This is a genomic window from Vibrio aestuarianus (assembly GCF_012395185.1).
In the GTDB taxonomy this organism is placed as follows: domain Bacteria; phylum Pseudomonadota; class Gammaproteobacteria; order Enterobacterales; family Vibrionaceae; genus Vibrio; species Vibrio aestuarianus.
Genome location: NZ_JAAZTU010000013.1, coordinates 22,481 through 47,697 on the forward strand (window position 1 = coordinate 22,481; position 25,217 = coordinate 47,697).

Here is a 25,217-nt window from a genome sequence, read left to right on the forward strand (position 1 = left end):
CGACCTCACTAATTACATTGAGTGATGTACATACCAACTTTCTGTTTAGCACATAATTGAGAAGATTTAGTGACACAGAACACAAAACTAGGGCGTAGATGAGTGGTAAGTGTGAATCCAACAGAAATCTCGTTATGGATCAATAAACACGCCACTCAACATCAAGTACTATCCATATAAAATGTTTAACTGTACGACTTTTTACCAAACACTAAATGATAAAGTGCGCAATTGTACTTTTGATAAAGTAACCATTACCAATGGGATATGGAATATGTGGATTCCTTCGAAACTGACTCGCCCTGGGCGCTTACACAACGCCATCGTTCGCCCAAGAGTACTCGAACTGCTGGCCCAAGCGCCTTGCTACAAACTGGTTCTATTTCGTTCACCTGCGGGGTACGGCAAAACCACTATGGCTGCACAATGGCTCTCTGATAAACCTAACGTTGGCTGGTATAGCATTGATGAAAGCGATAACGATGCTTTTCGCTTTATGAACTACCTGTTGCAGGCGATTAATAAAGCAACCCATCACAGTTGCCCCAATGCACAGAAGTTAGCAGAGCGACGTCAGTTTTCGTCACTTCATTCACTATTTAGTGAAGTCTTTGCCGAAATGTCAGCTTTTAATAAAGAGTGTTATGTGGTGCTCGATGATTACCACTTAATCTCTGATGATGAAATTCATGAAGCAATGCGTTTTTTCCTAAAACACATGCCTGACAACCTCACCCTGGTGGTCACTAGCCGCGCAACCCCACCTTTAGGAACAGCAAACCTGCGGGTTCGCGACTTGATGATCGAAATAGGTAATAGACTGCTTGCTTTTGATACCGAAGAAACCACACGCTTTTTCAATCAACGCGTCGTCGATGGCGTCGATGACGACACCGCAAATAATCTGCGAACTTATGTCGAAGGCTGGCCATCCGCTTTGCAACTGATTGCCTTGCAAGCTCAGCATCAAAAACGCACATTGGCTCAAACGGCTGAATCCGTCTCGCAATTTAATCACGCACATCTTTGGGATTACTTAGTTGAGGAAGTGTTTGATCTGCTTGATAAAGAAACACGTCAATTTTTGATGCAGTGTTCAGTACTGGATCATTTCAATGATGTCTTAGTAACCGCGCTTACCAAGCGTGACGATGCATTGAGTATGATTGAGTCCTTAAACCGCTATGGTCTCTTTATTTACCCATTGGAAGGGGAACATAACTGGTATCGCTTCCATAATTTGTTCGCAGAATTTCTCGCTCATGAGCGCTTAGCGCGAATTCCCCAGCAAGAACAGGAACTGCATCGCGCAGCAGCACACGCTTGGCTAGCCGAATCAACTCCACATCAAGCACTGAGGCATGCACGTTTAGCCAATGATGCAGACCTCTTAGCCGCTATTTTGACACAATACGGTTGGAAAATGTTTAACCAAGGTGAGCTCGCAACTTTGGAAGAGGCAATTAATCAACTCTCACCCACTCAACTCTACAGCGAACCGAAACTGTGTATGTTGCAAGCTTGGCTCGCCCAAAGCCAACATCGCTACAACGATGTTGGAGATCTGCTGGCCAAAGCCGACAAAGAAATGAACGCACTCAATGTTAAACTCACCACCAAAGAACAAGGTGAATTTAATGCCCTGCGTGCACAAGTCGCCATTAACCAAAATGAACCAGAAAAAGCATTAGAACTTGCAGAGCTGTCATTAAGCCAGTTGGACCATACCGTTTATCGAAGCCGCATTGTGGCTACGTCAGTAGTTGGTGAAGTGAATCATGTGCTGGGTCAACTCAGCCGTGCTTTGTCAATGATGCAACAGACAGAAAAGCTTGGTCGCCAATATCAAGTATTCCACCAAGTTCTTTGGGCTTTATTGCAACAAAGCGAAATTTTGATAGCTCAAGGTTATGTTCAAGCAGCCTTTGAAGTCCAGGATGTGGCCTTTAAGCTAATAGAAGAGCAACAACTGCAGCAAGTTCCACTACATGAATTCTTGCTGCGCGTACGAGCACAAATATTATGGTGTTGGAATCGATTAGATGAAGCTGAAGAGTGCGCTTATAAAGGACTACGTGTGCTTGGCAATCATTCGCCAAGTAAGCACTTACATAGCTATTCAATGCTCGCGCGAATTGCCATTGGACGCGGTGAACTCGATAAAGCAGGGAAGTTTATCGAGCAGATCCAGCATCTGCTTAAACAGTCGACCTACCACGTTGACTGGACAGCCAACGCGTCCTTGTCTCTGATTCTATTCTGGCAAGCTCGTGGGGATAATGAAGCGATGCAACAGTGGCTAGATACCACTATTCGACCAGAGAAAGCCTGCAACCACTTCTCACAATTGCAATGGCGCAACATTGCTCGCTGTCAGATCCACCTAGGTCTGCTCGATGAAGCTGCTCAAACGATCGCCTTCTTACAAAGTGAAGCGACGACTTATCAGCTTCTTACCGATACGAATCGAAACTTAATCGTTGAAGCCGTTCTTGCCACCACATTACATGATGATGAACTGGCCAAAGAGAAGTTAAAAGAAGCGCTTAAGTTAACCAACCAAACTGGCATGATCGGCAACTTTTTGATTGATGGCGCAAAGATTGGCCACCTACTAGAGAAACTCGCTTCTCGCTCAGAACTAGGAGACTTAGAACGTCATCGAGCTCAGCAGTTAATGAAAGAAATCTCGACTACACAACGCAGTCGTTCTGTTCATTTTGACGAAGAGTTCGTTGAAAAATTAGTCAACCACCCTAACATCCCTGAGTTAGTTCGCACCAGTCCACTTACCCAACGCGAATGGCAAGTTCTCGGGCTTATCTACTCTGGTTTTAGTAATGAACAAATCGCACAGGAGCTCGATGTTGCGGGAACGACCATCAAAACGCATATTCGCAACTTGTACCAAAAACTCAATATTGCCAACCGTAAAGAAGCTATCAGCACAGCGGAAAACCTTCTGCAATTAATGGGTTACTAGATCAAAAAGAGCCAGTAAAAACTGGCTCTTTTTCTATTCTATAGATGCACTGCCCGAATGAAAAAATTCGACCTTAAAAAGGCTTCGGTGCAAAACCCGTCATCACTTCAATACGTAATTCTTTACCCATTTTTGTCAATGGATGAACCACAACCAAACCCTTAACTGATTTTTTCAATTTACCTAAATCTGCTTGTTCTGCTTTGGTAATTTCGCGAGAGAACGGCATATCAAGCAAGCTCTTACGTTCTTTATTCATTGTGTAGTTGTCTTTGTGCTTCACTTGAGCCATTTTCTTCGTCAACTGCTCAACTTCATCGGTAAATTTACTGATCATTGCTTGGTCACCACGAGCTTTAGCCGCTTCAAGTTTATGACGGCAAGTGTCTAAACGGTTGTTTAGTTGTTGGATTTCATTTTTCATGCTCATGGCTATTTGGCTCTTGGAAGGTAAAACGGGGCGGGAGTATATCACAAGGAAATGTAACTCCATACACGAGATTCATTGATAAAAAAAAACAATGGATAACATCTCTCTTTTTGAGGTTATTAGTCGGCAAAAGTACAAAACTTAAACTATTCTGTAATTTACAAAAACAACAATATAAACGTTAGTGGTAGTACTCAATACAACCTTATTTATCACAGGAAGTGCCCCATGAGCCTTACGATTCGCCAACGACTCTACGTGCTGTCTATTGTTCCACTGCTCATTATCTCATTGAGTATGATGTACCTTAGCTTTTCCGAAACTCAAAAGCTAAATAACGAGCAGATAACCGAAACGCGCAGCAGCATGATGGATATGAAACGCGCAGAACTAAAATCTTATCTACAAATTGCTGAAACCGCTCTGTCTCCATTAACGCAACGCAACGCCTCTCTTGAAGAAGCAATGCTTGTGTTACGAGAAATATCTTTTGGTAGCAGTGGTTATCTTTTCGGTTATAACTCAAAAGGTGATCGGCTACTACTGGGTAAAAGTGATAAAGGAGTTGGTGAGAATTTTTGGAGCCTACAAGATTCTCATGGCAACTACCTAGTACAAGACCTACTGAAAAATGCTAAAAAAGATGCCTTCACTACCTATTACTTTCCCAAACCTGGTGAATCAACACCTTTACCTAAATTGAGCTATTCCGTTTATTTATCTCAGTGGGATTTAATGATTGGTACAGGTTTCTACACCGATGATGTTGATGCCGTGATGGATGAAATGGCCGCCCGCTCCTCTGAACAGCTCGATAAAAGCTTGCTCACTATTGCAACGTTCAGTCTTTTTATTGTCGCGATTGTTGGTGTGTTTGCGGTTATTTTGAACCGCAGCATAATGCGACCTTTGGAGTTATTTGATGCTTCTATTCGCTCATTTGCCAGTGGCGACGCTGATTTAACAGCAAGAATGGAAAAATTCAACGCACCGGAATTTGCTAAATTAAGCGATAACTTCAATGCGTTTGTTACTAGCTTGCAAGACATTATTAAACGCGTCAATCAAGTCGGTCAGCAGGTCGTCGATGAAACCGACAATATGACCAAACGCGCCACACAGGTTGATACTATCGCCGCAGGTCAGCGCCAAGAGACTGAGCAAGTTGCCACGGCAATGACAGAAATGACCACCACTGCAACAGAGATTTCAAGTAATGCAAGTCAAGCAGCGCAATCAGCAAAAGATGCCGATGACAATGCATTAGATGCCCATCGGATTGTTGAATCAGCAGCCCATTCAGTTCAGGCATTAGCAGAAGAAGTAGCCGAAGCCAGTAGCGTTATTTCGAAACTCGAAGGTGATGTGAAAAATATCTCGTCTTCACTTACTGTAATCCAAGATATTGCGGAACAAACCAATTTATTAGCACTCAATGCTGCAATAGAGGCGGCTCGTGCTGGTGAACAAGGGCGCGGTTTTGCGGTAGTTGCCGATGAAGTACGTAAATTAGCTAGCCGAACTCAAGAAAGTACTGGTGACATCCATCAAATGATCGAGCAATTGAAAAAAGCATCGGATGCCGCCGTAAAAGCAATGGATTCCAGCCAAAGCCGCAGCGTAACGACGGTTCAAGAAGCCAATGCAGCTTCAGATGCCCTGAAAAAAATCCAAGATTCAATTGGCACAATCATGGACATGAACTCGTTGATTGCAACAGCAACGGAAGAACAGAGCATTGTAGGGCAAGAAATTTCTGAGCGTATTGTGGTCATTTCCGATCAAAGTAGTCAATCAGCCGATTTAGCTAACGAGAACCGTCACGGTAGCCAAACGCTGAATGGGCGAGCTCATGAGCTCTATAATTTGTTGGTTCGCTTTAAAGTTTAATCACACTTTACACTGTAAACCCCCGATGTTAGTACAAGCATCGGGGGTTTTTATTTGCAGTTCTATAAACGATAGCAGCATCGCTTACATAATAGAGGAAACATTCTTACGCTGATGCAGCAACGTGTTCAGATTGCGCTTCAATTTCCTTTTCTTCTTCCTGGTTGAAACCTTCGTGAAGTCGGTAGTAACGTTGATAAACAAAACCGCTGACTGCCATCATAATTGCTGGTAAGCCAACCATCATAAATTGCAGCCCCATGATTGTACTCTCTGACTGCTCAACGTTTGGCACATAACCAACTACAGATAGACCAACACCCACAATGAAACCACCTGCAGCACCAGCAAATTTCACCAACATGGTTTGTACTGAAAAAATAACACTCTCACTACGACGACCAGTTTTGTATTCACCGTAATCAACAACATCTGCCAGCATAACTGTTTGAAGAGCATTAGCGATGCCAACACCAAACTTAATCGCAGCACCTGCCAAACCAATTAACATTGCATTACCAGGGGCAATAAGTGCCATTAGTAATAGCACCAAGCATGACAAAATAGGGAAACCACACGCCATCAACCATAGATTTTTTCGAGGTAACGCGGCTGCAATACGTGGGAATAAGAAGACACCAGCAATTTCGGCAGCACCAGCCACCATCATGTAAATCGGAAATAGCTCTGCATTACCCAGTGCGTAAGAGAAATAGTAAATGGCAAAGCCGCCCACCAATAAGTTAGCAATTTGGAATGACAATACAGTGCCAATCAACGCTTTTAGTTGATCGTTTTTACCAATAATTACCAACACATCTTTAAAGCTAAATCTTTCAGCAGGTTTTGCATTGGCCGGTGCCTGCTTTTCTTTGACGTTGCGAGCAATCAAAAAGGCACTCATGACGAATAATACAGCGATGAGCATCGCAACATTAAAGAAGCCTTGACCTTGATCGCCATTACCCAGCTTGCCAACAATATGTAGGCCGTATGTACCGGTCACAAACCAAGCTAAACTTGCGAAAAGGCGTGGCCATACCACAAGTTTTTCACGTTCTTGGCGAGAGCTAGACAGAGCTGGGATCATTGACCAATAAGGAATATCCATAATGGTGTAAGTTAGCCCCCACAGTATATAAGCTGCCGCTGCGTAGACGTATAGTGCTGTCCCTTCAAACATGTGAGTACTGAAAAGACCAACTAACACAACAGCATTTAAAAGTGTGCCAATCACAATCCATGGACGGAATTTGCCGAACTTAGAGCGTGTATTATCCACAATCACGCCCATCATAGGATCGGTAATAGCATCAACAATACGCGCAGCTAAAAAAATAGTACCAACGAACGCAGCAGATAAACCAGCCACATCGGTAAAGTAAAACATTAAAAAAATATAGATTGGTGCACAGGCAAAATCTTTGCCCAAAGCACCAAGGCCATACGATAACTTCGTTTGTAGAGTAATTTTATCAGACATAATTTTTCCTTTAGGCGTATTACCGCTTCCCCTAACTAGAAACCGCAACACATACCTTTTATTGATTTATTTGTAAGTCCGATAGGAATACTACCTATCCCAAACAATCGGTACTGTGATCAAACACACTCAACTGGAAACGTTTACAATGAAAATTAAAAAATGGGACCTATGCCGCTATTTACTTAAACAAATGGTTTTAAATAAAAGGGATTACAAAGTGGTAACGATTCCACAAAATGATTAAATCCGCACGGATAGAAATATCAATGCGGATTTAATAAGAGGAGCGTATTGGTATATCCAACATAATTGAAGTTATCAATAGGTGGTAAATTTTCCCCTAAAACTTCACATTAGAATAGGCAATAGTTAATCACTAATACGTTCGAATTTAATCAATAAGGCCGTTTCGGCATCTAGAATTGGCATGGTTAAACCAACTTCAGCGCACCAAGCACCTGACAATTCGCAGCCAGACTCCGTCCAAGGTGGTTGATAGTTGACAATATCATCATAGTTCTCAGGTTTATCCAGTACCGATATGCGATATAACGCATTACTATCCAATCCCGGAACACGTAAGTGACCACTGAGTGAATGGGTTGGCATAGTAAGCTGTGCCATCATGACGACCGCTTCCGATTGATCTTGAGAAACAACAGCATGTATTTGGTGTGCTTTATCGTCGGCTGGAATCCGCCAAGTTCGCCCTGTATGCAGCAATTGACGCAACATCTTATGCAACCGAACATATCGTTCAAAACCTTGCTTTTCTAACAGCTCTTCTTTGACCGGATCTAACTCAATTCCCATGTGACCAAACAAAGCCGTCAAACCACGAAATTCAATACTATGGCGACGACGTGTCGAGTGACAATGACTCGCACCAATGTGACTGCCCATGACTTCAGGTGGGAAAAAATAGCTCATGCCACGTTGAATCGTTTGACGTTCTAAAGCATCGTTATTATCTGATGCCCAAAAACGCTGAGTTCGTTTGAGTATTTCAAAATCAATGCGTCCCCCACCAGCAGCGCAAGACTCAATATCAACTTGAGGATGTTTAGCGCGCACCTTATCAACCAACTGGTAATAACGCTCGACTTGAAGAGATGCTGCGGCCTTACCTAAATGAGCTGGCTGTACAATCTCACGATTCATATCCCATTTTATATAGGCAATATTGTAAGTATTCAAAAAATGATCGAGCCTTTCAAATAAGAAATTAAACGCCTCATCATTTTGTAAATCAATGACATACTGGTTACGTCCGGTTGGCTGCTCATAACCGTCAACGGCTAATAACCAGTTAGGGTGAGCACGATAAAGATCTGAATCTTTGTTTATCATTTCAGGCTCAAACCACAGGCCAAACTCCATGCCTAATTTGTTGACGTGTGCAATAACAGGCTCTAAACCATTTGGGTATTTCTCTCGGTCTAAAAACCAATCGCCTAAGCCTGCTTTATCGCCATTACGTCCTTTAAACCAACCATCATCGATAATGAAGCGCTCTACTCCCATCGCAGCAGCTTCTGATGCCATCGACATAATATAGTCAGGATCATGATCAAAATAGATCCCTTCCCATGTGTTTAAATGAATAGGTCGTGGCTTTTGCATAAAATCCGAAGGCAGAATAGCGTGACGGACATGCGAATGAAACTGGTGGCTCATACCGTTCAAACCAGCATGGCTATAACTGGCATAAAGCCAAGGCGTGGTTAGACTCTCACCTTGCTGCAATGCGATTTCACCAGGTAAATAAATGACTTCAGCTTGCATATAACGACGACCATCCGCTTTTACATCTACCCGCAATCGATGATTACCACTCCAAGCAAAATGAAATCCCCATACATCCCCTTGCATTTCATCAAAATGCTGAGTACCCGCAACCAAAGCGGGATAATGCTCGTGAGAAGTTCGGCCTCGACGGTTTTCTTGTTGATAACCACCTTGCAATAAGGGTTGACGAGCGGTTTGAAATTCGTGCACCCAGCGACCGTAATAAGTCATCAACTCATTCGCACGTGCTGGCAACGGCAACGTATTGGCAAGACGGTTCACATGATAAACGCCTGCTTTCTTGTTGGTGAGCGTATGACGCGTTTTCACCACATCATTGCTATCAAGCTTAAGCTCGCTTTGTAAACGAAGCCCTGCGATCGCATCTTCGCTCTCAATCACAATACTGTCTTGATTTTGTTCAATATGGGAGATGACAAACACTGGAGCCCAATCTTGACCATCGCGATGCCCTTCCACACCCGGGCTACTGAAAACGCCACGACCAAGCTCTGGGTGTAGAGTAATGGATACGTCGCTGTCCAAACGACCGTATGGCACGGGACGATGTAAAGCCATGCGGAAACCACTAAGGTCACCACTTACTTTTTGTCCCCAATGCAGAATCTCTGCATATTCGCCCAACTCTACAATCAATTGAGTTTGCTGACCGGTTATCTCAATCAGTGTTTTGTCCGTCATCTTGTCTTACCTTGAAACTGGAAATTACGCTGCATCATAATGAAAAAAACAAAATAATCTGTGAGCCACACCAAAATCATGGAAACGTTTACAGTTAATTTTTCAAACTTGTGCAATCTCCCGCCAAGCCTTATTCCTTCTTATATTACGCAGCGATCAGCTCAAAAAACCCCAGATTATTTGGTTACTGAGTTCTTTAAAGCACTACACGTGAACTCGAATACCAAACTGATTTATAAAGAATTTTTCACGATTCAATTCATTACCTTACAACAACAAAATTATAAATAAGGTTACAGACCGCTCAGTTGAGCTCCTCACCTCTTGAAGTGGTTAACCGATAACCGTATTCTTGTGGCTTCGAGATTCTTTATGAAGTGTCTATCTTGGGTCCTAACTCAAAATCCCAGTTTGACGATACAACAAATGCTCGTGTGCAGTATGCCCGCGAACAACTTGTTGTATATTCTTCCTTGTCTCATATGCCCAGTTGATTTCAATTGGGCTCTCTTTCCTCTTATTCGTAACAACCCCCTCACTTTGAAAAAAAACAATTTAAATCAGTAATTTAAATAACATCAACTGCAATTCTCCACCCCAAACACCGCCCAACTGAAGTAAACGATTCCAAACTATACCATTAGAAATCAATCTAAAACTGCGCTCAAAACTTCAATTTAAGAGATAAAAATCACACAAAACAGTAATAAACCCCTCATTACGACAAAAATGCCAACCCCATCATGAAAACGTTTCCATTCTTTATTTACACTACGCAGCGAGTTAGGACTCAAACCAATAAAAAATAAATCAATGAAAAGAATGGAGACACTTCATGAAACAAAAGACGCTTGTAAAAGCACTTGGGTTAACCCTCGCCCTAGCACCGCTTGTTGGTATGGCTGCAGTGGAGAACATCACTTACTTTGGCTACGCCAAGTGGGGCAACATTTACACCGATAACGATGAACACAATGGTGGCAAAGGCGAACGCAACGATGTGATTCGTGCTGGTCAAGGTTACGGTAACTACCGTTTGGGTAACGAACTGAACTGGTGGGAAGCTGGCTTGAAAGCCGATGTTTGGCAACAAGGCGACGCGTACTTTGATACCACGCTTTACCTTGGTAGCGGCGAAAGCTGGGGTGACGTTAGCTTGATCCAAATGTGGTCAGCGGGTCATGGCCTGTTTGAAGGCCAAGCGGATGCCACTGTTTGGGCAGGCGAACGTTTTTACCGCCGTCATGAAGTGCACATGATCGACATTAAATACTGGGACACATCGAGCACAGGTATCGGTATTGAAAACTGGGATCTTGGCTTTGCTAAAGGCCACATCGCATGGATGGCCCCAAACTCTAGCGCAGATGGCCGCAGCTTACACAACATCGACGCACGTTTAAGCGGTATTGAACTGAGCGACAGTGCGGATCTTACGGTCGGTTTGAACTACGTGTTCACGCAAAACTCTAGCTATGACGAAAGTGACATCACCACTTCTGGCGCCATGCTTTCTGCACTTTATCGTCAAGCTTGGAACTATGGTTCAAACACTTTAGCTTTCCAATACGGTACGGATGCGCTTGCGGGCGGTTTGATGAGTGCTGAAGGCGGCTCAAACCGTAAATACAACACAGGCGTTGATCACGATGGTTACAGCTGGCGTATTTTCAACTCTGGCGATCTTAACGTGAATGAAGATTTCCAAGTGATGTACTCCATCGCTTACCAAGACAAAAACCTGGATAACAACGAAGGTGAGAAATGGTTCAGCGTGGGCGCTCGCCCTCAGTACAGCTGGACAGAATACATGGCAACCGCACTTGAAGTTGGCTACGAATCAGTAGAAGCACAAAACGGCGCTGGCACCAACGACATGTATAAAGTGACGGTGGCGCAAATGTTCCAAGCAGGCAAAGGCGTTTGGGCTCGTCCATCACTGCGCTTGTTCGCGACCTACTCAGAGAAAACCGATGAGTGGAACCGTGGCGGCGAAGTCTACGGCCATGCTCGCAGCAATGGTGGACAAAACGTCGACGAAATCACCTTCGGCTTTAACGTCGAAACATGGTGGTAATCCAAACCCGCTACTATTTATGAACCCAACGGGGTGAGTAATACGCTCACCCCACAAAGGACAACGCAGATGAAACTAAAATCGCTAGCAACTCTATTCATGGCTCTGTCTCTTGGCGCGTGCAGTGGATTACCAGAGCAAACCTTCAATACCGATTTGAGCCAACCACAGTGTTGCTCAACGTTAGATGCTTTACCTCTGACTGCCCTATCGATTCCTTTCCACCAGCAGGTGGTTATGGATGCCAACCTGCCAAGCTTGAGCAATGCGGTTTTACTTTCTTCAGATTCTGCTTCATCCAAACCGCTCCCAGTGATGAGCTACCAAATCACTTCTGACACACCATTCTCGCTGCTCGTTCGCTCTTATGTTGATAACAATGCGCTATTTGCTGCGAACGTTCTGATTTACGACGCGAAATGGCAACTTCTATCCGATTACTCAGCGAAAGACTTTAACTACCACACAACTGGCATGCGCGGCTTAGAGCGTGCTGAACAAGTGATCACGGTGAACCCACAACTTAATGGCGCGAAATATGTAGTCATCGCTTCAGATTCGACATTGCTTGGCACGGAATTGACTCGCAAGCACCCGGAAGAAGTCTACGCAGAAACGCAAAACGTCATTGGCAGTAAACAGCTTCCGCTCACAGCAGAATTCCAACCCTTTGGCGTCATTGATGTCACAGCTAGTGCCTCCGACAACAACGTGGTATTAACGCTTTTGGCGGAATTAGGCACGCAAACCAACGACGGCTCAAAGGCAGAGTTAACTCCTGCCGCATCACCTGAAGCACAAGACGAATGGGATTTGTACCAATCTCAAATCGATGCAGCACTCAAAGACAACGACGTAAAACAAGCCGCGGCGATTGCCAACCAAGCTGCTGAGCAAGGCTTTACCCAAGCAAAAGATTATCTCGTGAAACAATTAGCGAAATAACGCTTCACAACAAAACCAAAGACACCCTTGCTACGGACTCAAATTCCGTAGCGAAACAAGATTAGAAACAAAAAGTTAAGTAGGAATACCATGAAAGCATTTTCAGACATTATCCAACGAAGAGACTGGGAGAACCCTCAGTCGGTTAATATTCACTGTCTTAAAGCGCACAGTCCACTGGCGAGCTACCGTGATATTGAACATGCGCGTCAAGCAAGCAATGCCCAGCTTCACTCGCTCAATGGTCAATGGAAGTTCAAACTGTTTGATGCCCCAGAACAAGTCGACGGTGATTTCATTACAGCCAACTTTGATGATGGCGCCTGGGATGAGATCACCGTGCCATCGAACTGGCAACTTCAAGGGTACGACAAACCAATTTACGCTAACATCAAATACCCGTTTGAAGTCAATCCACCTTATGTGCCCGCAGATAATCCAACCGGATGCTACCGTACTCGCCTGACTCTGAGCGAAGCGTCTCTCAACGAGACTCAGCGCATTATCTTCGACGGTGTGAACTCTGCCTTTTATTTATGGTGTAACGGTCATTGGGTTGGTTATAGCCAAGACAGCCGACTACCCGCTGAATTTGACTTATCACCCTATCTCCATGCCGGTGACAACAGCTTAGCGGTAATGGTAATTCGCTGGAGCGATGGTAGTTATTTGGAAGACCAAGATATGTGGTGGCTGAGCGGTATTTTCCGCGACGTGACTTTACTGTCTAAACCCAAATTATGCATTGAAGATGTGTTCATCACCCCCGATCTCGATGCCTGTTATCGTGATGCGAGCCTCTCGATCGTAACGCAGATTTCAGCGCCAGAGACTTGCCAAGTACAGGTGCAATTGTTTGATGGTGAACAAGCCGTGACAGAGCCTCGCATCGATCGTCCACACAACCGACGCATTGATGAACGTGGCACCTGGGATGACGTGGTATTCCAAACGTTGCACCTACGCGAGCCAAAGAAATGGACGGCGGAAACACCGAACCTCTACCGCTTAGTCGTCTCACTGTTGGATGAAAACGGCACGCACTTAGAAAGCGAAGCGTACCCAGTGGGCTTCCGTAAAGTCGAAATCACCGATGGCCAATTGAAGCTCAACGGCAAGCCTTTGCTGATCCGCGGCGTGAACCGTCACGAACATCACCCAGAGCTTGGTCATGTGATGACCGAAGAAGACATGATCCGTGATATCTGCTTGATGAAGCAATACAACTTCAATGCGGTTCGTACTGCGCATTATCCTAACCATCCTCGTTGGTATGAATTGTGTGATCAATACGGTTTGTATGTATGTGATGAAGCCAACATTGAAACACATGGTATGGTGCCAATGAACCGTTTGTCAGCCGATCCACAGTGGGCACACGCTTACATGAGCCGCTATACACAAATGGTGATGCGTGATAAGAACCACCCTTCGATCATCATCTGGTCTTTAGGTAACGAGTCTGGTCACGGCAGCAACCATAATGCGATGTACGCTTGGTCTAAAAACTACGATCCTTCTCGCCCAGTGCAGTACGAAGGTGGCGGTTCAAACACGACAGCGACAGACATCATTGCGCCAATGTACGCGCGTGTGAATACGGTCATCGAAGACGAAGCCGTGCCTAAATGGGCAATCAAGAAATGGGTGTCGTTACCAAACGAAACTCGTCCTTTGATTTTGTGTGAATACGCACACGCAATGGGCAACAGTCTAGGTAGCTTTAATGACTACTGGGATGCGTTCCGCGATTACCCTCGCCTACAAGGCGGCTTTATTTGGGATTGGGTCGATCAAGGCTTGAGCCAATGGGATGAAAACGGCCAACACTTCTGGGCTTACGGTGGTGACTTTGGTGATGAAATCAATGACCGTCAGTTCTGCATCAACGGTTTGATCTTCCCAGATCGCACCCCACACCCAACACTGGAAGAAGCCAAATTCTGTCAACGGATGATCACCGTTGTGCTCAATAAACAACATGAGCAGCACTGCCACTTAACCATCACTAACGAGAACTTGTTCCGTGCTACCGATAACGAACAGCTAAACTGGTCTCTGTTAGAAAATGGTGTAGCCATTCAAACCGGTCAGTTAGCGCTCGCTATTGAGGCTGACAGCCAGCAACACATAATAATTGAATGGAATTTCCAACCAAAAGCCGATGCACTCTATCATCTCAATACGGATGTTTGTTTAGTGAATCCAACCGCTTGGGCGCCTGCGGGTCATACTATCGCTACCGAGCAGTTTGCATTAGTCAATACTTGTGCTTTATCACTGCCTGAGGTGAATCTTCAACCAGCGCCAGAACTCAGCGAACAAGGCTCTCAGATTTTGGTAAACAGTCGTGATGCAAAACATCAATGGCAATGGGATACACAGACCGGCTTACTCACTGATTGGCGAGTAGATGGACAGCCGCAAATACTGCGATCACCCGAAGATAACTTTTTCCGCGCACCATTAGATAATGATATTGGCGTTAGCGAAGTGGACAACATAGACCCAAATGCTTGGGTGTGTCGTTGGCAACTAGCGGGTATTGGCCAATGGCAGCGTGAGTGTATCAGTTGCGTCAGTGAAACACTAAACCAAGCCATTCAAGTCACCTCAACCTTTGCTTATCGCTATAATGAGGCAATTCAAGCGCTAACCGTTTGGACTTACACACTCGATAACCAAGGCTGCATGAGTTTGGATGTCAGCGTAAAATTGGCAGACCATCTTCCTCCGATGCCACGTATCGGTTTAGAGTTGGAATTACCATTGGCGGAGGAAGTCACTTGGCTAGGTTTAGGCCCATTCGAGAACTACCCTGACCGCTTGTCGGCCGCCCGCTTTGGCTTACATACTCAACCCCTAGAGTCGATGCATACATCCTATATTTTTCCAACCGATAATGGTCTACGCAGCGGCACAAAATGGCTAGCTGTCGGCGACCTGACGTTCATGGGCGATTTGGCATTTAGTGTTAGCCAATATAGCTTGGAGCAATTAGCGCAGGCCAAACACACCAATGAATTGAAAACAGAAGATAAAGTGTATGTCCGTATTGATCACCAACATATGGGGGTTGGTGGCGATGACTCTTGGAGCCCAAGTGTTCATAAAGAGTTTCAGCTACTAGAGAAAACGTACCGATATACAGTCACGTTAAAACCTCACGCCTAGCGCTTACCCTATCGCTTCTGTTAACTTAGCCCTCAATCATGTTGAGGGCTTTTTTATCAAATGGTTAAATAAAACCTGCAACAATCGAGTTAAACGATCTTTAGCATTTGTGTTATTCACTCATCCACTGTCTAATTAACCACAATCAGAAGAAAAGAGGCTCTATGGCGACCATTAAAGACGTTGCAAAAGAAGCAGGCGTATCCATTGCAACTACTTCACGCGTACTCAACAACGCTCCACATACCAGTGAATCAGCCATTATCGCGGTCAAAGCGGCAATGGAGAAGCTAGGCTATCGCCCCAACGCCAATGCACGCGCTTTAGTTAGTAAATCCTCTAATGCAATAGGCGTTTTGGTGAATGATGTCTCTGCTCCTTTCTTTGGCACCATGGTCAAAGCAATTGACACAATAGCAAGTGAGCAAGGTAAACAGTTATTAATTGGCAGTGGTTACCATGATGCCCTCAAAGAGCGCAACGCCATTAACTTACTCATTAACAGCCGTTGTGAATCATTAGTCGTGCACAGCAAAGGCATGAGCGACGAAGAACTGACTAAGTTAGCTCAAGAAATTCCCGGCATGGTATTAATCAACCGAATCGTACCGGAAATAGCTTCCCGTTGTATCGCGCTCGACAACCACAAAGGATCTTACATGGCGACAGAGTATTTGATTCGAAATGGCCATAAACATATCGCATACATTTGCTCAAGCCACGATATTGAAGATGCGCACGACCGCAAAACTGGCTATTTAGATGCCTTGCGTGACAATGGCATTGAACCCATTGAAGAGTACATCGAATACGGTGAACCCGATGAGCTTGGTGGAGAGCAAGCGATGGTTAACCTAATGGCCAAGAATACACCGATTACCGCGATCGCCACCTACAATGACTACATGGCTGCTGGTTGCCTCACCTTATTACAAGAAAATGGTATCCGTATTCCCGAGAGCATGTCGGTAATTGGGTTCGACGATGGGCATATCGCTCGCTATATCTATCCTCGCCTCACTACGATTCGCTATCCAATTCAAGTGATGGCTAAGCAAGCGGTGAAACTTTCATTGGAACTAGCAAGTAATGAACAAACTGAGCACCATGATCACAAGTTGTTTATGCCAATTTTGGTGAGACGTTCCTCTGTGAGTAGCATTTAACCTGACAGATATTGATTAATAGTAACGCTCTATAACATAGATACTACGGAAAACAGCAGTAAAGCCCCCATAGCACCATTAAACCAACGTACATAGCTTGGATGATTCATCCAATAACTCAGTTGTTTGCCAGCGGCTGTCCATACACTAACCGATGGAATGTTTACCAGTGCAAACACCAGTGAAATAAGTAACAACTGCGCCCAACTAGCACTCTGGTTATAAACACTCACAGCGGTTAATGCCATCGACCACCCTTTAGGATTAACCCATTGAAACAGTACTGCGGCTACAAATGACATCGGCTGATAGTGCTCAGCATTTTGTGCCGGGTTACTTAAAGCAATTTTTATGGCCAAATAAACTAAATATGCCATGCAAGTGATTTGCAAGCCTTGTTGTAACAGTGAATAGCGTTGGAACAACTCTGTTAGCCCAACACCAACTAACAACAACATGAGGCTAAAACCAAAGGTTATACCCAACATATGGGGAATGGTACGTACAAAACCGACATTGGCTCCTGATGTCATGAGCATAATGTTGTTCGGCCCCGGTGAAAATGTTGAGACAAAGGCAAACCCAATCAATGGCCCCCACTGTGTGTAATCCATTTTTTTCTCTCTATTGATAAACGATAAGAAAATAATAATGGTATCAACTAGCAATATTGTGCTTATATTTGTTTTAAACAATAAAAATGGACAATAAAAAATACCCATGGACCGATTTGACGAAAGAATATTGCAAGAACTAAAAATTGATGGCCGAGTATCTAATGTTGAACTAGCCGAGCGAGTAGGGTTATCTCCCTCAGCAACTCTGCGACGAGTTCAAGATCTAGAACGGAAAAAGGTAATTAAAAGCTATCGTGCGATATTGGATAAAACACAGCTTGATGTCGGTTTTGTAGCTTACGTAGCGATTGGTTTAAACAGTCACACGAAAAAAGCACAACTTAGTTTCGAAGAACATGTACGTTTTGCGAAAGAAGTGGTGGAATGCCACAACATCACGGGGATGAACGAATACCTTCTCCGCGTTGAAACAAAAGATCTCGGTGCTTATAAACGCTTTCACGCAGACGTACTTGGTGAGTGTTTAACGGTAAAATCCATCAGCACGATGGTGGTGATGGATTCTCCGAAAGATGAAAGGCAATGACGTTTATCAAGTAAAATCTAAGAAGTTTGGATTGCTTTTTTGTTGTGCAAAGCTATCTATATTGGACAGTGTGGTTTCGGCAATGCTCTGCAGTGCATCGGTAGTCAAGAAAGCTTGGTGACCGGTAAAAATAACATTGTGACACGCAGACAAACGTCGAAATACATCATCCACAATCACGTCATTTGATTTATCTTGGAAGAATAGTTCCTTCTCGCTCTCATAAACGTCTAAACCAAGCGCACCAATACGCCCTTGCTTAAGCGCTTCAATAGCGGCAACTGAATCTAACAACTCACCACGACTGGTGTTGATGATCATCACCCCATCTTTCATTTTCCCAAAGGAAGCCGCATCCAAAAGATGGTAATTCTCTTTTGTCATTGGACAATGTAAGGAGATGACATCAGATTGACGAATAAGCGTCTCTAATTCACAGTAAGTGGCTCCAAGCTCTTTTGCTACTTCGCTTGGATAAGGGTCAGAACACAACACGTTCATACCAAGCCCTCTCAAGATCCGAATCGTTGCCAGACCTATTTTCCCAGTGCCGATGATACCGGCGGTACGACCATGAAAGTTAAAACCAACCAAACCTTCCAGTGAGAAATTCGCTTCGCGGGTGCGCTGATACGCTTTATGGAAACGGCGGTTTAATGTCATCATTAATCCCACCGTGTGTTCAGCAATCGATTCTGGTGAGTAAGCAGGTACACGAGCCACAGTAATACCGAACTCTTTTGCTGCATCCAAGTCGACATTATTAAACCCTGCGCAACGCATAGCGATCATCTTAACACCACGCACTGCAAGTTGTTCTAGAACCGTACGTGATAAATCATCATTAACGAACGCACACACCACTTCACAACCTTTGGCCATTTTGGCTGTTTTTTCAGTAAGTAAAAAGTCGTAAAAGTGATAATTGACCTGGTGGTTATTTTTAGCTTGTTCGAATGCAGCTTGGTCATAAGACTTCGTGCTAAAAAAGGCAATGTTGATCATTATTGTTCCTCATTGAGTGAGCTTTGTATTCTTTTACTTTTTCTAACAATCAGCATATCACTGATTGAAGCAATGATTGATAGTGATATGCTCCGCGAAACGCTCTTTTAGACAAAATAAGTATCGAACCAATGAGAAAGATTGAAAATAAGTAGCTGTGAAATGCAAACTAGTTAACGTACAGCAAATCGACGACGCACCTCCTTGTAGCTTTCAATCACCAAAGTGATAAAGGCACTCGATGGATGTGCATTGTTGTACTCTTCTAAAGCATAAAGATAATTTGAACGAAACTTTTCAACAGCTTCTTCTGCTGTACTCGCGTAAATGACATCATCTTCAACTTCAAAATCTAATTGTAATAGTTGCGCTTTTTCATCCGAGAATGTCTCACTACTCATATCGAGATAAGTAAATTCTTTACGTTCAGAGCCTGGTTTGCAAAAAAACTGAAATTTGGTCATCAAATAATATCCTTGTAGTTATCGTATCATTGAAATTCTTCACCGTGATTTTCGAGTACTTTATGCCCACACTTATCACAAACAACATATCGGTCAATAAGTTCTAATGATGCCAATGCTGGGCTTGCAGTTCCCGAAAAGAACCCTTCTAAAAATGCTTTAAACTGCTCCTTTCTACTTTTTCCATACTTCGAAGGCTTCTGTTTAATGATCTCTTTGTGTGGTGTTGCTTCACCACATTTTTCACAAAATCGAATATCCATACAACCAACCTTAAAACAAATAAACAATGTGTAAGATATCGGTTTTATTGGCACGATGAATGTGATCTATAACCGAGGTTCAAACTTATGATATGGAAATATTGATTGCATTAAAGTTAAAGCAATAATCGGTCGAACAACCTGTTGGTTTACGCATTCTGCACCATCCTAGGCATTGAGTATAAAAAAGCCAGCACGATGCGGCTGGCTTCAAGAATCTGTTTGATGATATGAAAATAAGATTACTCTTCTGAGATAAGGTCAGTATCTATCTCAGGTCTCATGCCCGTTGGTTTAGCATGAATATCGGCTCTCAATTGCCCTTTGCGATTGCTTAAACCAGCTTCAAGTTTCTTCAACGCCGCAGCAATAGCCGGATACATAACGTCGTTTGTCGATTTAGCTGAAACGCGCACGCCCTCATAATTGGTGAAGATTTCCACCTCATGCAGCCCGTGTTCTTTGGTGATAATAATGTCGCAGCTGATCAATTGAGGAAAGTGAGATGAAATTTTCTCAAATTTACTTTCAATTTCTTTACGTGAGTCTTCATTAATTGATACATGATGTGTTTGAACGTTTACTTTCATATAATTATACCTTTCCAATCACTATGTCTTCTTAACCTATCAAACTCTATCCACTTTGACCAACTATAGATTCTCACATGTGTGATTAAGCTCTGTGTTATCAAATAATATTGTCTCGTCCCCTTGAATACGTCTAGCGCAAAAATAAACTCTCAGTGGTCTTGCTAGATCGATTCATTCATAGGTGAGATGGTAAACCACTAGCAACTCCATTAGAATGACGACTGAAATCACTTCTTACTCTGGATTTATGCTCAAGATATCTAACACCGTCGAACTCGCTAGTTGGGAAATTGAACTTTCAGCAATTCGCGCCATGGGTAGCGGCGGGCAGAATGTTAATAAGGTTTCTAGTGCGATACATTTACGATTTGATATTCATCGCTCTACCCTACCCGATCTTTACAAGCAAAAACTACTCGCCTTATCTGACTCAAGAATTACCAAAGAAGGTGTCATCGTTATCAAAGCTCAGTCTTATCGAACCCAAGAGCAAAACAGAGAAGATGCACTCAACCGCCTCAAAGAACTGATTCTTTCAGCAATGGTGGTCGTAAAGAAACGCACCGCAACAAAACCGACTAAAGGTTCTCAACGTCGACGGATTGAGGCGAAGAAAAGAAATGGCGCAAATAAGTCTTTGCGCGGTAAAATCGACTTTTAAAAGAGTCACAGAAGATCAATTAACAATACCTCTCTTAACAACTTGCTATTGATGACCTTGAGTGACATTCAAAAAACAGCGAACACCTTCTATTTACACTGTAAATCCCAGCTTCATTATTAATCGGATTCAGCAGTTTTACAGTGTAAATTATCCAAAATAAAACTCAGATCATGGCGAATGGCTTGTTCAATTTGCTTACGCCCAGACAATCCAAGTTCATTGGCACAAGCCGACCAACTTTTATTCTGCAAACATTTTTTTACCAATACATCCGAAATGGAAAATGCGAATTCAGAATTGAGGCAATGGAGTTCTTGCTGAATCCAAACGCTGACACTTTCAAAATCTGAACCGCCGGCACTGTAATCAGACAGTAGACGATACGGAACCACCTCAACTGGAACTGAGTTGAATGTCTCACGGTTGTTAGCCATCTGCTTAAGTAAAGTTCGCACCAATTCAGGTTCGATATTTTGTAATGTATCCATTAGCGAATATAAGAAATGGCGCTTAAAACGTTGTGTCGCTATTGCGATCCAAGAAAGACTTGAATCCTGAACCATGAGTAAGGAATAACAACCGCTGGCTTGATCGCGCTGTGTGCCAATTTTCACAGGAACAAAGTGTTGTGATGACCAAAAATGAATGAGCTCACTTGTCGCGCCAAAACTTGTTGCAAGATAATCGCTAGTCACCTTTTTGCTCAGCAGAGTAAGCAACTGCGCACCAACGCCTTTTCGTTGCCAATCTGGATGAACGGCTATTCGCATAATTCGCGTACAAGATTGAAAAGCCGCTTCGGCAATACCCACTTGGTTAGCAAGCGATATAGGTACAAGATGCCCCTTAGGACGACGTTGTCCTTGCTGAATAGAACGAATTAAAGGCTCATCTAATTGACCTTCTTCTACCGTTAAAATGCAGCCAAGACAACGCTTACCTAACATCGAAACATAAAGCTGCATGTTGTCATCAGCTAGTAAATGGAATAAATCATTGGGTGAAGTTTGGTAGTGTGCATTGACCAGCAACGAAAAAACCTCATGCAGCAATCTTGGCTCATTGAGCATCTGCTGTTTGGGTATCAACTCCAAAGTTACGTGGCTAAGACTAAAAGAAGATGGTATCGCCAACGTTGGTAAGTCGTAATTGAGTAGAAAAGTTTGATATTGCCACTGTTCGAGTGGGTCTCCTTCTTTCCAACGAATCGGCTGATCAATATGGAATGACTTGACGCCTGGCCTGTGTTTATTGAGCCAAGATTGAAACTTGAGAGTGAAACCTCGACCACACCCTTCATAGCCGTGAATCGTTGTAGAAAATACCGCGCGATGATACAGCTCGACCATCTGCTGTAACAAGGCAAGCGGCAGAGCAGCCGCTTCATCGACCAGTAGCAAATCACACTGAGGTTTGAGTTTTAACAGTTCATCTGGCGCTACAAATTGTAGAGATGAATGCTGAAAATGAAGCGCATTGGCGCTGCGACTTGAATCGGGTAGATTCAACAGCGCATGTTCAAATACAGGCTTAACCGCGTTAATTGTCGGTGCGGTGATGATGATATTAATATTCCGCATTTTCATCAGCTCCGCAGCAGCGATACCTAATGCACTACTTTTTCCACGCCCGCGGTCAGCCGTAATCACCAAAGGACGCTTACGGTGGCCTTCAATAACGCGAATAATACCAGCGATGGCTTCTTTCTGCTGCGAAAAAGCAGCAAGAGGTGATTGTTCAGTAATCAGTGAAATATTGGGCAATGGCGGCAAAGGATGAGATTGATCAAGTACTAATAACTGCTCTAATGCCGTATTCAGCCAGTGCTGCGCAGGGGAATACCGATTGGCCTTATCTCCCATCACAAGCAAAATGCCCGCCCTTTTTAATGCACCAAGTGCGGCACTAAAACTATTGGCATCAAATCCATCACTGAGATCATAAATTAGCCGTTGGCACTCTTGCCCTAGTAGCTGCTGTCCTTTATTAAAGGCAACGGAACGAGTGGCATCTCGAGCCTCCCCTCCTACTTGAAAACAAGGTGTAGGATTACCAGTGGTTAACAGCGTATCGCAGACTTGATTCTGAAAGAAATCATCACCGCGCACCACAACACCAAAACGCCACTCGGTCAGGTTTGCCAATTCGATAAGTTGCTTTAAGTAGTCATTGATTGCTTTCATTTTTATGCCATAGCTACGATTAATCAGCCAATGTTAGCACAGGCAAAAGGCACCATAAGAATGCATAAAAATATTTTTCTTTACGACAAATTTGTTTTGCTTTAATCCGAGCACTTTTTAACTAATTATTCGCTCAACTCCAGTATGGTTCTGGACTCAAGAGGAATGAAAATGCAATGAATACTTTCATCAAAGGATTGGTTTTATCAGCAATGCTCACTGCTTCTCAAGTAAGCGCAAATACACAAACGCTAAATGTTTACGCATGGGGCGGTTATCTGCCTGAAAAAGCACTAGAACAATTTGAAGAGCAACAAAATGTCACCATCAACTACTCAACTTTTGAGAATAATGAGTCGATGTATACCAAGCTCAAATTACTTAAAGGTGGCGGTTACGATGTGGTATTTGCGTCCGCGTATTTTATCGAAAAAATGGGACGTGAAGGCTTACTTGCTGAATTAGATCACGCACAAATCCCGAATATGAAAGATGCAATGCCTTCATTGCTAGGACAAGCACACGATCCAAAAAACCGCTATTCCCTACCCTATATCTGGGGAATTACCGGCATTAGCTATAACGAAACACTGATTACTGAAGGAGTGACTCGCTGGGCAGATCTCTGGGACAAACAATATAACCAACAAGTTATGTTAATTGACGATATTCGTGACGTATTCGGTATGGCGCTCATTTTAAATGGCTTTAGCATCAATACTAAGAATGAACAAGAGATTGAAAAAGCATATCAGTCACTAGAAGCACTTAAAGATAACGTTTTGTTGTATAACTCTGATGCACCGCATGTCCCTTATGTTTCAGGTGAAGCCGCTTTAGGTATGCAGTGGAATGGTAACGCTTACCAAGGGCAAGTGGAAATGCCTGAGCTGAAGTTTGTTATGCCAGAAGAAGGCGCTGTGCTGTGGATGGATAATTTCACCATTCCTTCAGGCAGTAAAAATAAGGCATTAGCCCATAAATTCATCAACTTTATGTACCAAGCCGAAAACCAAGCAGAAATAGTCAATAGCTTAGGTTACGCCTCAGCGACACAAAGTGGCCGTGCATTACTACCCGCAGAACTGCGTGATAACCCAACCATTTTCCCTTCAGAATCGGATATGGCAAAAGGGGAATTCATTAACGATGTTGGCCCTGAAACACTCGCTATTTATGAGAAATATTGGCAACGTCTAAGAAACCAATAAACATAAACGACAAAGCCCGCAATTGCGGGCTTGATTATAGAACAGCAGAAAGTTAATCGAGTTTACTTTGAATAAAATCTAAGATTTCTTGCATCGTAGCGTCATCAACTTTCTTTAAATTCAGTGCCAAATTACTGCCATTGCGACTATAACTTGCACGGCCTTTGACAAGGTCAGTTTTGGTGGCCGCAGCACGCTTAGGTGGCACTAACTCTTGGATCCATGACTCAATGGTTTCAGTTACTTCTTTGGTCAACCTAGCCACACCTTGCGCGCTGCTGCGCTGCCATACAAAACCTTCTTTAGATTGACACTTTGCTAATAATTTCGCTTGTTGGTCAGCGTCTAGCTCATGGAACTGCTTATGCAGTTTTACTATAGTCGGACGACCTAATTCAACAACATTAGGATAGGCCTGTAAAAGTTCCAAAGGTAAAGCGGCTGCCTTCAAAGCACCGCTGACTAATGCTTCACTGCATTGAAACATTTTCGCTAAGGCTTTTTGATCTTCAGCTTCTTGGTTATCGAGCTTCGCCTGCATTTCTTTGCCTTTTTCATATAAAGAAAGCGGTTTATGTGCGTTCGCCACATCAGAAAGAAATTTAGCGTGTTCGGCGTTAATATCATCAGCAACGTAAACCAGAAACTCTTTATCGGCCAAGATACATGACATTCGACGACGGCTACCGTCTAAGACTTCTATCTTACCATCAGCCGTTTTACGCCCTACAGCTGGGTATTGCTGACCACGTTCACGTAATGTGGTGAGAACATCAGACAGAGCGTGTTCATTTAAGAAAGATTGCTCACGTGCATTTTGTGAAAAAACGACCGTTTTATCCGCCACTTGATCAGCCGGAATACGTACTAACTCAAACGTTACCAATTCTTCACCAGCTACTGCGAGTTCGATAACTTGAGCTTGCTCCTTAGCTGCTGTTTGTGCCTCTTGCGGGGTGGTTGCACGTCGTTTATTCGCTTTACCAAACAGTTTTGCATTCAGATCAGACGTTTTAATTGCCATGTTTT

At 43.6% G+C, this 25,217-nt stretch carries 19 protein-coding genes; 9 read left to right on the plus strand and 10 right to left on the minus strand.

Annotated elements, in window-relative coordinates; translation table 11 throughout:
* Positions 1-274: 274 nt before the first annotated feature.
* Complete coding sequence (gene malT, locus HGG78_RS08105; protein ID WP_053308916.1) at positions 275-2,983, plus strand: HTH-type transcriptional regulator MalT; 2,709 nt, start codon at positions 275-277, stop codon at positions 2,981-2,983.
* Between the two features lie 73 nt (positions 2,984-3,056).
* Here the strand turns inward: malT and HGG78_RS08110 are convergent, their stop codons facing one another.
* Positions 3,057-3,413 (minus strand): YibL family ribosome-associated protein, encoded by a 357-nt coding sequence (locus HGG78_RS08110; RefSeq protein WP_053308917.1) that lies wholly within the window; start codon positions 3,411-3,413, stop codon positions 3,057-3,059.
* A 228-nt stretch (positions 3,414-3,641) separates the two neighbouring features.
* On the opposite strand from HGG78_RS08110, the gene HGG78_RS08115 reads away from it, so the two are divergent.
* Positions 3,642-5,303: a methyl-accepting chemotaxis protein gene (locus HGG78_RS08115; protein ID WP_172532581.1), complete on the plus strand. Its 1,662-nt coding sequence runs from the start codon at positions 3,642-3,644 to the stop codon at positions 5,301-5,303.
* Positions 5,304-5,409: 106 nt separating this feature from the next.
* On the opposite strand, the gene melB is transcribed toward HGG78_RS08115, so the two are convergent.
* Both melB and HGG78_RS08125 read right to left on the minus strand, forming a co-directional pair.
* Positions 5,410-6,786, minus strand: coding sequence for a melibiose:sodium transporter MelB (melB, locus tag HGG78_RS08120; RefSeq protein ID WP_053308919.1), 1,377 nt, complete (start codon positions 6,784-6,786; stop codon positions 5,410-5,412).
* 372 nt (positions 6,787-7,158) lie between these two features.
* Positions 7,159-9,279, minus strand: a complete 2,121-nt coding sequence (locus tag HGG78_RS08125) for an alpha-galactosidase (RefSeq protein WP_172532582.1) — start codon at positions 9,277-9,279, stop codon at positions 7,159-7,161.
* Between the two features lie 835 nt (positions 9,280-10,114).
* Here HGG78_RS08125 and HGG78_RS08130 point away from each other — a divergent pair.
* The 4 genes from HGG78_RS08130 to HGG78_RS08145 all read left to right on the plus strand — a co-directional run bounded on the left by HGG78_RS08130 (position 10,115) and on the right by HGG78_RS08145 (position 16,641).
* Entirely contained in the window at positions 10,115-11,356 is a 1,242-nt protein-coding gene (locus tag HGG78_RS08130; protein WP_172532583.1) for a carbohydrate porin, read from the plus strand.
* 69 nt (positions 11,357-11,425) lie between these two features.
* Positions 11,426-12,301: a MalM family protein gene (locus HGG78_RS08135; protein ID WP_172532584.1), complete on the plus strand. Its 876-nt coding sequence runs from the start codon at positions 11,426-11,428 to the stop codon at positions 12,299-12,301.
* Between the two features lie 90 nt (positions 12,302-12,391).
* Positions 12,392-15,475 (plus strand): beta-galactosidase, encoded by a 3,084-nt coding sequence (locus tag HGG78_RS08140; protein WP_172532585.1) that lies wholly within the window; start codon positions 12,392-12,394, stop codon positions 15,473-15,475.
* Positions 15,476-15,639: 164 nt separating this feature from the next.
* Positions 15,640-16,641, plus strand: coding sequence for a substrate-binding domain-containing protein (locus HGG78_RS08145; RefSeq protein ID WP_053308925.1), 1,002 nt, complete (start codon positions 15,640-15,642; stop codon positions 16,639-16,641).
* Positions 16,642-16,670: 29 nt separating this feature from the next.
* Here the strand turns inward: HGG78_RS08145 and HGG78_RS08150 are convergent, their stop codons facing one another.
* On the minus strand, positions 16,671-17,255 hold the full coding sequence (locus tag HGG78_RS08150; protein WP_171979849.1) for a LysE family translocator: 585 nt from the start codon (positions 17,253-17,255) through the stop codon (positions 16,671-16,673).
* A gap of 106 nt (positions 17,256-17,361) precedes the next feature.
* On the opposite strand from HGG78_RS08150, the gene HGG78_RS08155 reads away from it, so the two are divergent.
* Positions 17,362-17,805, plus strand: coding sequence for an Lrp/AsnC family transcriptional regulator (locus HGG78_RS08155; protein WP_053308927.1), 444 nt, complete (start codon positions 17,362-17,364; stop codon positions 17,803-17,805).
* Positions 17,806-17,811: 6 nt separating this feature from the next.
* On the opposite strand, the gene HGG78_RS08160 is transcribed toward HGG78_RS08155, so the two are convergent.
* From HGG78_RS08160 to hpf, 4 genes are all read right to left on the minus strand, one after another.
* Positions 17,812-18,810 (minus strand): 2-hydroxyacid dehydrogenase, encoded by a 999-nt coding sequence (locus HGG78_RS08160; protein ID WP_053308928.1) that lies wholly within the window; start codon positions 18,808-18,810, stop codon positions 17,812-17,814.
* A gap of 173 nt (positions 18,811-18,983) precedes the next feature.
* Complete coding sequence (locus tag HGG78_RS08165; protein WP_171375445.1) at positions 18,984-19,274, minus strand: hypothetical protein; 291 nt, start codon at positions 19,272-19,274, stop codon at positions 18,984-18,986.
* A gap of 26 nt (positions 19,275-19,300) precedes the next feature.
* Positions 19,301-19,537 carry a hypothetical protein gene (locus HGG78_RS08170; protein WP_053308930.1) on the minus strand — a complete coding sequence of 79 codons (237 nt, stop codon included), beginning with the start codon at positions 19,535-19,537 and terminating at the stop codon, positions 19,301-19,303.
* Positions 19,538-19,779: 242 nt separating this feature from the next.
* Entirely contained in the window at positions 19,780-20,127 is a 348-nt protein-coding gene (hpf, locus tag HGG78_RS08175) for a ribosome hibernation-promoting factor, HPF/YfiA family (RefSeq protein WP_172532586.1), read from the minus strand.
* Between the two features lie 250 nt (positions 20,128-20,377).
* On the opposite strand from hpf, the gene arfB reads away from it, so the two are divergent.
* On the plus strand, positions 20,378-20,791 hold the full coding sequence (gene arfB, locus HGG78_RS08180; RefSeq protein ID WP_053309053.1) for an alternative ribosome rescue aminoacyl-tRNA hydrolase ArfB: 414 nt from the start codon (positions 20,378-20,380) through the stop codon (positions 20,789-20,791).
* Positions 20,792-20,910: 119 nt separating this feature from the next.
* On the opposite strand, the gene HGG78_RS08185 is transcribed toward arfB, so the two are convergent.
* Positions 20,911-22,977: a GNAT family N-acetyltransferase gene (locus HGG78_RS08185; RefSeq protein ID WP_172532587.1), complete on the minus strand. Its 2,067-nt coding sequence runs from the start codon at positions 22,975-22,977 to the stop codon at positions 20,911-20,913.
* Positions 22,978-23,153: 176 nt separating this feature from the next.
* Between HGG78_RS08185 and HGG78_RS08190 the strand changes: the two genes are divergently transcribed.
* Complete coding sequence (locus tag HGG78_RS08190; protein ID WP_172532588.1) at positions 23,154-24,188, plus strand: polyamine ABC transporter substrate-binding protein; 1,035 nt, start codon at positions 23,154-23,156, stop codon at positions 24,186-24,188.
* A gap of 52 nt (positions 24,189-24,240) precedes the next feature.
* On the opposite strand, the gene HGG78_RS08195 is transcribed toward HGG78_RS08190, so the two are convergent.
* Complete coding sequence (locus HGG78_RS08195) at positions 24,241-25,212, minus strand: ParB/RepB/Spo0J family partition protein (protein ID WP_172532589.1); 972 nt, start codon at positions 25,210-25,212, stop codon at positions 24,241-24,243.
* Between the last annotated feature and the right edge of the window lie 5 nt (positions 25,213-25,217).

Coding starts and splice junctions, on each gene's coding strand:
- HGG78_RS08170 (WP_053308930.1), bottom strand. CDS start 19,537: ATGGATATTCGATTTTGTGAAAAATGTGGTGAAGCAACACCACACAAA.
- HGG78_RS08130 (WP_172532583.1), top strand. CDS start 10,115: ATGAAACAAAAGACGCTTGTAAAAGCACTTGGGTTAACCCTCGCCCTA.
- HGG78_RS08125 (WP_172532582.1), bottom strand. CDS start 9,279: ATGACGGACAAAACACTGATTGAGATAACCGGTCAGCAAACTCAATTG.
- HGG78_RS08150 (WP_171979849.1), bottom strand. CDS start 17,255: ATGGATTACACACAGTGGGGGCCATTGATTGGGTTTGCCTTTGTCTCA.
- HGG78_RS08140 (WP_172532585.1), top strand. CDS start 12,392: ATGAAAGCATTTTCAGACATTATCCAACGAAGAGACTGGGAGAACCCT.
- HGG78_RS08115 (WP_172532581.1), top strand. CDS start 3,642: ATGAGCCTTACGATTCGCCAACGACTCTACGTGCTGTCTATTGTTCCA.
- HGG78_RS08135 (WP_172532584.1), top strand. CDS start 11,426: ATGAAACTAAAATCGCTAGCAACTCTATTCATGGCTCTGTCTCTTGGC.
- HGG78_RS08185 (WP_172532587.1), bottom strand. CDS start 22,977: ATGAAAGCAATCAATGACTACTTAAAGCAACTTATCGAATTGGCAAAC.
- HGG78_RS08160 (WP_053308928.1), bottom strand. CDS start 18,810: ATGATCAACATTGCCTTTTTTAGCACGAAGTCTTATGACCAAGCTGCA.
- HGG78_RS08165 (WP_171375445.1), bottom strand. CDS start 19,274: ATGACCAAATTTCAGTTTTTTTGCAAACCAGGCTCTGAACGTAAAGAA.
- HGG78_RS08110 (WP_053308917.1), bottom strand. CDS start 3,413: ATGAGCATGAAAAATGAAATCCAACAACTAAACAACCGTTTAGACACT.
- HGG78_RS08155 (WP_053308927.1), top strand. CDS start 17,362: ATGGACCGATTTGACGAAAGAATATTGCAAGAACTAAAAATTGATGGC.
- malT (WP_053308916.1), top strand. CDS start 275: ATGTGGATTCCTTCGAAACTGACTCGCCCTGGGCGCTTACACAACGCC.
- hpf (WP_172532586.1), bottom strand. CDS start 20,127: ATGAAAGTAAACGTTCAAACACATCATGTATCAATTAATGAAGACTCA.
- HGG78_RS08190 (WP_172532588.1), top strand. CDS start 23,154: ATGAATACTTTCATCAAAGGATTGGTTTTATCAGCAATGCTCACTGCT.
- arfB (WP_053309053.1), top strand. CDS start 20,378: ATGCTCAAGATATCTAACACCGTCGAACTCGCTAGTTGGGAAATTGAA.
- HGG78_RS08145 (WP_053308925.1), top strand. CDS start 15,640: ATGGCGACCATTAAAGACGTTGCAAAAGAAGCAGGCGTATCCATTGCA.
- melB (WP_053308919.1), bottom strand. CDS start 6,786: ATGTCTGATAAAATTACTCTACAAACGAAGTTATCGTATGGCCTTGGT.
- HGG78_RS08195 (WP_172532589.1), bottom strand. CDS start 25,212: ATGGCAATTAAAACGTCTGATCTGAATGCAAAACTGTTTGGTAAAGCG.